This window comes from Pseudomonas kielensis, assembly GCF_014236655.1.
Taxonomy (GTDB): Bacteria; Pseudomonadota; Gammaproteobacteria; order Pseudomonadales; family Pseudomonadaceae; genus Aquipseudomonas; species Aquipseudomonas kielensis.
The window spans coordinates 43,767-56,291 of record NZ_JACMYG010000006.1; the positions used below are offsets into that span (position 1 = coordinate 43,767).

Here is a 12,525-nt window from a genome sequence, read left to right on the forward strand (position 1 = left end):
CTTCTGGATTAAAACTTTTACATAACTTTCGCTTATTCGAATGCTCAGCCTCTGTTTAAGAAGCTGCGCACGCGTTCGAGTCGATTTTGTTATGGGATTCGACTAGCTGAAATAAAAAACAGGTGTGCGATGAAGAATATTGTAATTGTCGATAAGGCGACGGGGGCGGCGACCGAACAAGCGTTCGGTAATGTCGCCCTGAACGGAACCAGTATTGTAAAAGTGCCCATTAGCCCGAGCAGCGTCCAGTCGATGCAGCAATCGGGCAAGAATCTGGTCATCACCCTGAAGTCCGGTGGCACGGTCACGGTCCAGAACTTCTTTGTGGTCGGCAGCGATGGCGAACCCAACCAACTGGTACTGGAAGACAACGACGGGACCCTGTTCCTGGGGAGTTACTCCTCGCCGTATTCCGGTTTTACCTTTGGCGAAATCGGCACCCTGGAAGACCTGATGGCCGCCACGGCGGCGGGCAGCACCACACCAGACTGGCTGGCGTGGGGGCTGAGCCTGCTGGGAGTCGGCGGTGCTGCAGCAATATTCTTTGGTGGTCATGGGGGCAGCGGTGGCGGCGGCAGTGACGTCGACTCGACGCCTCCAGACGCCCCTACCGACCTGGCTTTTGATCCCACGGGTACGCTACTCAGTGGTCGTGGGGAGCCGGGTTCGACGGTGACGGTCAAGGACGCCAATGGTCGCGTCATCGGCACGGGCACCGTAGGCGCTGATGGCAACTTCCAGGTCAACCTGGACACCCCGCAAACCAACGGCGAAACAGTCGAGGTCAGCCTCACTGACGCGTCGGGCAATGTCTCCGCTCCCGGTACCATCACCGCTGGCGACACCACGGCTCCCGCCGCACCGAGCGATCTGGCCGTCAGTGCCGATGGCAGCACCATCAGCGGCAAGGGTGAGCCCAACACCACGGTCACCATCAAGGATGCCAACGGCAATGTGATTGGTACCGGCACGGTCGGCGCCGATGGCACCTTCGTCGTCACCTTGAACCCAGCACAAACCAACGGCGAAACCCTGACGGCCACCTTGACCGACGCGGCGGGCAACGTCTCGGCACCGGCCAGCGTCGACGCCAGCGACACCACCGCGCCGGCGGCCGCGACCGATCTTGCCGTCAGCACCGACGGCAGCACTGTCAGCGGCAAAGGCGAACCCAACACCACCGTCACCATCAAGGATGCCGACGGTAACGTGATCGGTACCGGTACAGTCGGCGCCGATGGCACCTTCGTGGTCACGCTCGACACCCCGAAAACCCACGGTGAAACCCTCACCGCGACGCTGACCGATGCCGCCGGCAATGTGTCCGCGCCAGCGGACGTCAATGCCCCCGGCATCGTCGTCGAAGAGCGGGACATCACCCCGCCCGATGCTCCGACTGACCTGGCGGTCAGTGCCGATGGCACCACCGTCACCGGTAAAGGTGAACCTAGAACCACCGTCACCCTCAAGGATGCTGACGGCAACATCATTGGTACCGGCACGGTCGGCGCCGATGGCACCTTCGAAGTTGTGCTGACCACGCCGCAAACCAACGGCGAAACCCTGACCGCAACACTCACCGACAGCGCCGGCAACGTCTCTGCCCCGGCGACTGTCGACGCGCACGACTCCACCGCTCCTGCGCCCCCCACCGACCTGGTCGTCAGTGCCGATGGCACCACCGTCACCGGTAAAGGCGAGCCAGAAACCACGGTCACCCTCAAGGATGCCGACGGCAACGTCATTGGCACCGGCACGGTTGGCACCGATGGCACCTTCGAAGTCGTACTGACCACCCCTCAAGTCAACGGCGAAACCATCACGGTAACGCTGACCGATGCTGCAGAAAACGTCTCAGGCCCGTCCCAGGTAACTGCTCCGGATATCGATGATACGGACGCTGATGCTGATGCTGATGCTGATGCTGATGCTGACGCTGATGCTGACGCGGATGCTGATGCTGATGCCGACGCCGACGCCGACGCCGACGCCGATGCGGACGCCGATGCCGATGCCGACGCCGACGCGGATGCCGATGCGGATGCGGATGCGGATGCGGATGCCGACGCCGATGCTGATGCTGATGCTGATGCTGATGCTGATGCTGATGCTGATGCTGATGCTGATGCTGATGCTGATGCGGATGCGGATGCGGATGCGGACGCGGATGCCGATGCGGATGCGGATGCCGACGCGGATGCTGACGCCGATGCCGATGCCGATGCGGACGCTGATGCCGATGCCGATGCCGATGCCGATGCCGATGCTGACGCCGATGCCGATGCTGACGCCGACGCCGACGCCGACGCCGACGCCGACGCCGATGCGGATGCGGACGCCGATGCCGACGCTGATGCCGATGCCGATGCCGATGCGGACGCCGACGCCGATGCCGACGCTGATGCCGATGCCGATGCCGATGCCGATGCTGACGCTGATGCCGACGCCGACGCCGACGCCGATGCCGATGCCGATGCTGACGCCGATGCCGATGCCGATGCCGATGCCGATGCCGATGCTGATGCGGACGCCGACGCCGACGCCGATGCGGATGCCGATGCCGATGCGGATGCGGATGCCGATGCCGATGCTGACGCCGACGCCGATGCGGATGCGGATGCCGATGCCGATGCCGACGCTGACGCTGACGCCGACGCCGACGCCGACGCCGATGCCGATGCCGATGCCGACGCCGATGCGGATGCGGATGCGGATGCGGATGCCGATGCGGATGCGGATGCCGATGCCGACGCTGATGCCGACGCTGATGCTGATGCCGACGCTGATGCTGATGCGGATGCCGACGCCGATGCGGATGCTGATGCTGATGCTGATGCTGATGCTGATGCTGACGCCGATGCCGATGCCGATGCCGATGCGGATGCCGATGCGGACGCTGATGCCGATGCCGACGCTGACGCCGATGCGGACGCGGACGCCGATGCCGATGCCGACGCCGACGCCGACGCCGACGCTGATGCCGATGCCGATGCCGATGCTGATGCTGATGCTGATGCTGATGCTGATGCCGATGCCGATGCCGATGCCGACGCTGATGCCGATGCCGATGCCGATGCGGACGCTGATGCCGATGCCGACGCCGATGCCGATGCCGATGCTGATGCTGATGCCGATGCCGATGCCGATGCCGATGCTGATGGGGATGCGGATGCGGATGCGGATGCGGATGCGGATGCGGATGCGGATGCCGATGCCGATGCTGATGCCGATGCCGACGCCGATGCCGATGCCGATGCTGATGCCGATGCTGACGCCGATGCCGATGCCGATGCCGATGCCGATGCTGATGCTGATGCCGACGCTGATGCTGACGCCGATGCGGACGCCGATGCGGACGCCGACGCCGATGCCGATGCCGATGCTGATGCCGATGCGGATGCGGATGCGGATGCCGATGCCGATGCCGATGCTGATGCGGACGCTGATGCTGATGCTGATGCTGATGCTGATGCCGACGCCGACGCCGATGCGGATGCGGACGCCGACGCTGATGCTGATGCCGATGCCGATGCCGATGCCGATGCGGATGCGGATGCCGATGCGGATGCGGACGCCGATGCCGACGCTGATGCTGATGCTGATGCTGATGCTGACGCGGATGCTGACGCCGACGCCGACGCCGACGCCGATGCCGATGCCGATGCCGATGCCGATGCTGATGCGGACGCTGATGCTGATGCTGATGCTGATGCCGACGCCGACGCCGACGCCGATGCGGATGCGGACGCCGATGCCGACGCTGATGCTGATGCTGATGCTGATGCCGATGCCGATGCCGATGCCGATGCGGATGCGGATGCCGATGCCGACGCTGATGCTGATGCTGATGCTGATGCTGATGCTGACGCGGATGCCGACGCGGATGCGGATGCGGATGCCGACGCTGATGCTGATGCTGATGCTGATGCTGATGCTGATGCTGATGCTGATGCCGACGCCGATGCGGATGCGGATGCGGATGCGGATGCGGATGCCGACGCTGATGCCGATGCCGATGCCGATGCCGATGCCGATGCCGATGCCGATGCCGACGCGGATGCTGACGCCGACGCCGACGCCGACGCCGACGCGGATGCCGATGCGGATGCCGATGCTGATGCTGATGCTGATGCCGACGCTGATGCTGATGCTGATGCTGATGCTGATGCTGATGCTGATGCTGATGCCGACGCGGATGCTGACGCGGATGCTGACGCGGATGCTGATGCTGATGCTGATGCTGATGCTGATGCGGATGCGGATGCGGATGCCGACGCCGATGCTGATGCCGATGCTGACGCCGATGCGGATGCGGATGCGGATGCGGATGCCGACGCCGATGCCGATGCCGATGCCGACGCTGACGCGGATGCCGACGCTGATGCGGATGCGGATGCTGACGCTGACGCTGACGCCGACCTAACCGCCTACGACGATCTGACCACGGCAAATCTGACCCTTAAACCCGTTACCACCGAGACCCAACTTCAGGATATGCAGGTCTCAAGGCTCCTGGATGTGCTGGGTATCGCGATTGGCTCGCCTCCGGCGGTGCGCAGTTTCACGGTGGCTGAGAACTCCGAAGGCACGTTGAGCCTGACGTTCAGCCAGGGTGACTTGCTCTCCCTGATCGGCGGTGGGGTTACCGCCAAGCTTGAAGTCAGTGATGGTGCTGGCGGCTGGACCACGGTGGCGCAAGGTAGCAACGGTTCCGGTCTGCTCGATCTGCTTGGGTTGATGGGGACCACTACCACGGCGAAGGTCGAAGGCCTGGCGGCGGGTGAGTACCGCGTCACGCTGACCCTGGACCCTAACCTGGTCGCAGTACTCTCCAGCGCGACAGCAGTTGTCAACGTCACGCAGGAGAGCCTGACTGAGTTTGTCGTAGAAGGGGCTGACATCACCGGCAATGTGATTACCGATGAGGGCGTGTCAGGTCTGCCGGACGCTCCTGGTACCGCCGCGGATGCGACGGTCGAGGAAGTCAACGGGATCACTGTCGATCCTGTGCTCGGCACCGAAATAATCGGCCTGTACGGTGTGCTGACGATCTTTGCCAATGGCGATTACAGCTACACGCCAAATGGCGATGCGGCGAACATCGGCAAGGTCGATACCTTCGCCTATCAACTGACGACAGCGGCGGGCGGGACGGCTTCGGCCAACCTGTACGTGCGCATCGACAGCGCCGACTCGGGGGTTACCTGGAGTGCGGTGGATCCGTCGGCACCGGGTACGGTGGCGCTGGTTGCCACCGACGACATCGGCACTGCCCAGATAGATGTCGATATCCGGGTGGTTGTTGATGACCTGGAGGCAATCCAGTACTTCGGGCCAGGGTTGCTCGGCACGGTTACCCCGCATGTCGGGGAGACCGTCACGGTCGCCAGTGGCACGACGGCAGAGCTTGTGGTCAATAGCTCTGGATCGACTGCAGTCACAACCATTGTCCTGCAGACGTTCGATGGGACTGATTGGGTGAACGTGCCGGGGCAAAGCACCACCGCGGCCTCTCATACCTTCACGCTGGGTGAAGGTCAGTACCGACTGTCGTCATCGACGGCCAAGGCGCTGGTGGGTACCGAAGTGACCGTTACGCAGACGCTGAGCACCACCTATCCGACGGAGTTCGTCACGGGTGCTGCGACCGCCGCAACGGGCAATGTCCTGCTGATCAGCGATCACTCCGTGGCAGACAGTATTCCGTCGACGTTGACGGTACTGAGTGTGTTGATCAACGGGGTCTACGTCATCCCGGGGCAAACCGGAGCAGTGGTGCAAGGGCAATACGGCACGCTGACGTTGCACGCAGACGGTGACTACAGCTACACGCCGACCCCGGGTCTGGCGCTGGCGGATGTCGGCCAAGTGGACAGCTTCAGCTACAAACTCACCACCCCTGGTGGCCAGGAGGACACCGCCACGCTGTACATACGCCTTGACTCGCCGGATCTCGATCTGGTCTGGGACGATGCCAACCCGGGCGATCCTGCCACCGAAGCCCCAGGCTTCGCCGCAGCTTCGTTCGAGCAGGAACCGTCTTCGGCCACGATCACCGAAGGTGCCGACGGTGCTGACCATATCGCGATCCATGACACCGAGTTTGCAGCGGTGGATGGCGGGGACGGCTTCGACACCCTGGTCTGGGACGGTGGCGATGCGGCGATTAACTTGAGCTTGCTGGTCGGTAAAGTCAGCGATATCGAGAGCATCGACCTGAACGACTTCAGTGCGGTCGACCTGACCGTGAGCCTGGAAGACCTGGTGGCTGTGACATCACCCGAGACGGATAGATTGTTTATCCAGGGCGACGAGCAGGACAGTGTCCACCTGACGGGCAACTGGTCGGTGGGGAGTACGCAACTGGAGAACGGGCAGGAGTACGTGGTGTACACCAGCCAGGAAGATGAGACCCATCAACTCTGGGTGCAAAGCGGGGTCAACGTGGTTTAACCACGTTGCTGGCGGGGAGCGTCGGGCCGCAGCGCCCGGCGTTCTCCTTTGATCCTCCATCCATTAATCGTAACGATCCAGGCGGCGCAGTCTTGCGCCGCCCTGGCGTTACACCACGAATTCGAGTGAGCCGTGCAGGTCGCTGAAATTGAGTCGGCAGCAGGGCAAATATGCGTCTATCTTTTTCATCACAAGCTGATGTGGAGCATTACTTGAGACCTAAGGATCGGTTCGAGTTCCTGTTTGTGGCGTTGTTGGCCGTCGCCGTACAGCCATTGACGATAGAGCGGGCCGTAGCGCTGACACGCGACTACGAACCCGAAAGTATTAACACCATCAGCCCCAACGATGTGGGCAAGAATTTACCGGGTGATTCGTTCGGTGCCAGCCAGCCGGCGGCCCCCAGTCGCGCAGTCCCCGACAACCTCGACATGCCGCGCGCCATTCAACTGGCTGTCGCCTGGCATCCCGCGATCGCCGAGTCGATCGGCCAGCTGTACCAGCAACACGACAATGTCACCGTGGCCCGTGCCGGTTATTACCCGCAGATTCGTGGCGGGTTCAACTCCGGGTACGACAGCGGCCTGACCGGTAACGGCCAAAGCCAGGCCTTCACCCTGTCGGCTAAGCAGATGCTGTATGACTTCGGCAAAGTGGACAGTGCGGTGGACAGTGCCGTGGCCCGGGTCAATGGCAAGCAGGCTTCGGTGTTGCTGGCCATCGACCAGGTGGCGCGCGATACCGCCTTTGCGGTGATCGAACTGCAACGCTATCAGGCGTTGCTCAACATCTCCCGCGCGCAGGTCAAGGGCTTGACGGCCATTGCCGACCTGGCGCAAAAGCGCAGCGACATGGGCGCCAGCACCCGTTCCGACCTGATCCAGGCGCGCTCGCGGGTCGAGGCTGCCGTTGCCACGCAGTTGCAATACACCGCGCTGTACAACCGCTGGCGCAGCAGCCTGGGCAGTCTGCTCGGCGCGCGCACGCCGGTCAGTGTCGCCCCCGAGGTGCCGAGCACGCTGCGCCAGTCCTGCCAAGGCATCAATGCCGATGAAGTGTTGACGCCTTCGTTGTTGATCGCCCAGGCGCAGCAGGTCGACGCCCAGGCGCAGATCGCCCAGGCCCGGGCCGAAGCGATGCCAACGGTGTCGCTGGATCCGTCGGCCACCCAGTACCTGGACAGCAATGACGAGGATGGCAGCGTGGGCGGGCGCGACCGCACGCGCTACGGGATCTTCCTCAACGTCGAGATGCCGCTGTACCAGGGCGGCGCGATCAATGCCCGTAAATCGGCAGCGGCCCAGGCGTTACGGGCGGCCGAGGCGGCCAACGACGCCGCGCGCCTGGCGGTACGCCAGGGCTTGCTCGAGGCGCGGGACCAGACCTCCAGCCTCGAACAGCGCCTGACCACCCTGGATTTTCGTGAACGCAGCATTTCTGAAACCCGCGATTTGTATCGCCAGCAATACCTTGAGTTGGGCACGCGGCCACTGCTCGATCTGTTGAACGCCGAGCAGGAAATCCACCAGGCTGCCATGGACCGGGCCAACACCGCCGCGGATCTGCACCGTCTGGAAATCGATTGCCTGTACAACAGCAGCGCCTTGCGCACGGCGTTCAATCTGGACAGTGGCACCATCCAAGGTGTGGAGATTCGACCATGAACGACGCCGTGAACCTGGATCCCCAGGGCGCCACCGAACCCCAGACCCTGGAGGCGGCCAGTGCACTCGATTACGAAGGCTGGCTGGAAGCGATCCTCACCGTCGCCCGACACCATCGCCTGGATTGCTCGGCGCAGAATGTGCGCATTGCCGCCCAGTGGAGCAAGGGCACCGGGGTCGACGAGGTACTGCGGCAAATGGCCCGCCAGGCCGGGCTGAGCCTGAAAGTCGTCGATTTCAGCCCCGCGCTCTTGGTGCAGCGGCGCCTGCCCCTGGTGCTGCAGTTCGACGATGGGCAAATCGGTGTGCTGCAGACCCTCAGCGACGATGATGAGCTGGGCATTGTCTACAGCGGCGACCAAGGCCTGCAAAGCCGCATCAGCCGTGCCGAGCTGCTGCTGTCGGCGCGCAAGGCGCTGATTCTGCGCCCCGTGCAGGCGGCGCGGGACTCGCGGGTCGACGACTACATCAAGCCCTACGAGAAAAGCTGGTTCAGGAACATCGTCCTGCGCGACCTGCGCCCTTACGGCCATGTCATGTTGGCGTCGCTGGCGGCCAACATCCTCGGCCTGGCCGGGGTGCTGTTTTCCATGCAGGTGTACGACCGGGTGATTCCGGCCGAGTCGATGCCGACCCTGTACGTGTTGTTCGGCGGGGTGATGCTGGCGCTGTTTTTCGATTTTGTCCTGCGGGTGATGCGCGTGCGGATCACCGATCTGCTCGGCAAGCGCGCCGACATGCGGGTCTCGGACCTGGTCTTCGGCCATGCCATTCGTCTGCGCAACAGCGCCCGGCCGAAATCCACCGGCTCGTTCATTTCCCAGTTGCGCGAACTGGAACAGCTGCGTGAGCTGATCACCTCAAGCACCGCCAGTGCCTTGGCCGACCTGCCGTTTTTCCTGATGTTCGTGGTGATCTACTGGTTTATCGCCGGGCCACTGGTGGCCGTGCCGCTGGGCGCGGTGCTGTTCCTGATCATCCCGGGGCTGTTGTCGCAACGAAAACTGGCCAGGCTGGCCAACCAGTCGATGCGCGAAAGTTCGCTGCGTAGCGCCATGCTGGTGGAGACCGTGCAGGGCCTGGACGACATCAAGATGCTGCAGGCCGAACAGCGTTTCCAGCAGCAATGGAACCACTACAACGCGACCGCCGCCGAGGCCAGTCTGCGTTCGCGCACGCTGACCAGCGGGTTGGTGACCTGGACCCAGAGCGTGCAGGGCGGCGTCTTTGCGGTGGTGGTGGTGTTCGGTGCGCCAATGGTGATGGCGGGCGACATGACCACCGGCAGCCTGGTGGCCGCGTCGATCCTGGCTTCACGCATGATGGCGCCGATGTCGCAGATCACGCTGGTGCTGACCCGCTGGCAACAGGCCAAAGTGGCCTTGCAGGGCTTGCACCGGATCATGCAGATGCCGGTCGACCAGGCCGAAGGCAGCAAGCGTGTGCACTTGCCGCTGGTGCGCGGCGACTATGAGTTCAAGCAGGCGCAGTTCAAGTACGCCGAAGATGCGCCGATGCCGGCCCTCACGGTCAAGGACTTGAAGATTGCCCCGGGTGAGCGCATCGCGGTGCTGGGGCGCAACGGCGCGGGCAAGTCGACGCTGCTGCAGGCCATGGCCGGGATGATCGACCTCAGTTCGGGTTCCCTGACCCTGGACGGTGTCGGCCTGAGCCATATCGATCCGGCCGATGTGCGCCGCGATGTTGGCCTGCTGACCCAGAACTCCCGGCTGTTCCACGGCACCCTGCGGGAAAACCTGATGCTGGGGGCGGCACACGCCAGCGACCAGGACCTGCTCGAAGCGCTGGCGCTGACTGGTGCGCTGGAGTTCATCAGTAAGTTCGCACTGGGCATGGACCACATGATTCTGGAGGGTGGCCTCGGTCTGTCCGGTGGCCAGCGCCAGGCGCTGCTGCTGTCGCGGTTGATCATTCGCCAGCCGCAGATTGTGCTGCTGGACGAGCCGACTGCGGCCCTCGACGACGCCAGCGAACGCAAGCTGATCCAGAGCCTGGGCCAGTGGGGCGCGCAGCGCACGCTGATCATCGCCACGCACCGCATGAGTGTGTTGAGCCTGGTGGATCGGATCATCGTCGTCGACAACGGCGCGGTGGTCATCGATGACACCAAGGACAACGCCATTGCCCGTCTTTCCAAACCTCGGAACCCGGCGCAGTGAGCCGGCTGTTCCCAGCCACTGACTGCACAAAAGGATAGCTCAGATGGAAAACAACAATCGTTCCCCAGGGTCGAACCCGGACCCGACACGGGTGCCACTGGCAGGCTCCAGCCATACCCAGGGTGACCACTCGAACGCCGACGACAGCCTGGATGACGTCACGGTCGTGCGCTCGACGCGGGTCGTCTGGTGTGTGGCGCTGATGCTGCTGGCGTTCGGGGTGTGGGCCTACCTGTTTGAAATCGATGAAGTGTCGACCGGCACCGGCAAGGTGATCCCGACCTCCCGTGAGCAGGTCATTCAGTCGCTGGAGGGCGGCATCGTCGCCGAGCTCAATGTGGCTGAGGGGGATATCGTCAAGCAGGGGGAAATCCTCGCCAAGCTGGACCCGACCAAGACCGAGTCCAACTTCGGCGAGAGCGCCGCCAAGTACCGCGCCTCCCTGGCCAGCGTGGCGCGGTTGCAGGCGGAAGTGAACGGCACCGCGCTGGCCTTTCCGCCCGAGCTCAAGGCCTACCCGGCGCTGATGAGCGCCGAAACCGACTTGTACCAGACCCGGCGCAAGGGGCTGGAAGAGTCGCAGGCGGGGGTGCGGGCCTCCCTGGGGCTGGTGCGCAGTGAGCTGGAGATCACCGAGAACCTGGCCCGGGTCGGCGCCGCGAGTAACGTCGAGGTCCTGCGCCTGAAGCGCCAGAAGTCCGAGTTGGAGCTGAAGCTCACCCAGTCGCGCTCCGAATACATGGTGCGGGCCGGCGAAGAGCTGGCCAAGGCCAACTCCGATGTGCAGACCCTGTCCTCGGTGCTCAAGGGCCGTTCCGACTCGGTCACGCGCCTGACGTTGCGCTCGCCGGTGCGGGGGATCGTCAAGGACATCGAGGTCACCACCATCGGCGGGATCATTCCACCCAATGGCCGCTTGATGCAGATCGTGCCGATGGACGACCAGCTGTTGATCGAGGCGCGCATTTCCCCGCGGGACATCGCCTTTATCCATCCCGACCAGGACGCCAAGGTCAAGATCACGGCCTATGACTACTCCATCTACGGCAGCATGGATGGCAAGGTGGTGACCATTTCCCCGGACACCATTCAGGATGAAGTCAAACCCGAGGTCTTCTACTACCGCGTGTTCATTCGCACCAATGACAATGAGCTGCACAACAAGGCCGGCAAGGCGTTTTCCATTGTGCCGGGGATGATCGCGGCGGCGGATATCAAGACCGGCCAGAAGACCGTGCTCGATTACCTGATCAAGCCGATGAACCGGGCGCGCGAAGCCTTGCGCGAGCGCTAGGCATGCGCTCGGTGAGCGTCGCCAGGTGGCTGGCGTGCGCGGCTCTGGCGGTCAGTGCGCCCTTGTGGGCCCGGGGCTCGGAGGACCTGCCACTGCCGTGGAATACCCCGGCAGACCCGGCTGCCTGCACCGATCAGGACTCGGCCCTGTGGGTCGAGTACGCCAACGGCCAGGCCTGCATCCGCTACTTCAGTGCCGTGCCGCTTGCGCACGCGCCAGTGGTGATCGTGATGTTTCATGGTGACCGCAATATCGAAATGCACCGCGCGCCTGCAGCCATCGCCGGCAATACCCTGCGCGCCAAGGATCGGCAGGCGGCGGCCCTGAGTCGGCGGGCCGGGATGCCGGTGGTGATCGTTGCGCGCCCGGGGACCTACGGTTCCAGCGGCAACCACGGCCAGCGGCGTCAGCCCGCCGAGTTCCAGGCGCTGGACGCGGCGCTCGACCAGTTGCGCCAGCGCTACGGCATCGGCCGTTTTGTGTTGCTCGGGCACAGCGGCGGGGCGACGGTGGTGGCGGCCCTGCTCACGCTGGGGCGCAACGATGTGCAGTGCGCGGTCATGACCTCGGGGGCCTTTGCCTTGCTCGAACGGGCCCAGATGATTCGTCGCAGCAAAGGCCTGCCGTCCCGCGAGGGGCGCGACACCAATGGCCTGCTGCACCCGTATGATCCGCTGGAGCATGTCGCCGGTATTGCCCAGGTGGCCGATCGGCGCTTGTTTGTGGTGGGCAATCGCGACGACCAGGTCGCCCCCTTTGTGTTGCAGGCGCAGTTCTACCAGGCGCTGCGTGATGCCGGGTTGCAGGCGCAACTGATCGAAGCGCCGGCGATCGCACCGGCGTTTCATCAGTTGCGCAACGATATCGGGCTGAAGACGGCGGCGCAGTGCGCGCAACCTTGAAGGGACGACTCGCTGGGGTCAGCGAGTCGTAG

General features: G+C 63.8%; 5 protein-coding genes. All 5 read left to right on the forward strand.

The genetic code is table 11. The annotated features are described in order from the left end of the window. Positions 1 to 129 precede the first annotated feature (129 nt). The 5 genes from H7995_RS28300 to H7995_RS07840 all read left to right on the forward strand — a co-directional run bounded on the left by H7995_RS28300 (position 130) and on the right by H7995_RS07840 (position 12,493). A complete protein-coding gene (locus tag H7995_RS28300; protein ID WP_206684504.1) occupies positions 130 to 6,453 on the forward strand; it encodes a BapA/Bap/LapF family large adhesin in 6,324 nt (2,107 codons plus the stop codon). A 245-nt stretch (positions 6,454 to 6,698) separates the two neighbouring features. Then, positions 6,699 to 8,117, forward strand: a complete 1,419-nt coding sequence (locus H7995_RS07825) for a TolC family outer membrane protein (RefSeq protein ID WP_166590321.1) — start codon at positions 6,699 to 6,701, stop codon at positions 8,115 to 8,117. Further along, positions 8,114 to 10,297: a type I secretion system permease/ATPase gene (locus H7995_RS07830; RefSeq protein ID WP_166590236.1), complete on the forward strand. Its 2,184-nt coding sequence runs from the start codon at positions 8,114 to 8,116 to the stop codon at positions 10,295 to 10,297. The genes H7995_RS07825 and H7995_RS07830 overlap by 4 nt, the downstream gene beginning before the upstream one ends. A gap of 43 nt (positions 10,298 to 10,340) precedes the next feature. Further along, entirely contained in the window at positions 10,341 to 11,591 is a 1,251-nt protein-coding gene (locus H7995_RS07835; RefSeq protein WP_371927833.1) for an HlyD family type I secretion periplasmic adaptor subunit, read from the forward strand. A gap of 11 nt (positions 11,592 to 11,602) precedes the next feature. Then, complete coding sequence (locus tag H7995_RS07840) at positions 11,603 to 12,493, forward strand: alpha/beta hydrolase family protein (protein ID WP_342345329.1); 891 nt, start codon at positions 11,603 to 11,605, stop codon at positions 12,491 to 12,493. Positions 12,494 to 12,525: the final 32 nt, after the last annotated feature.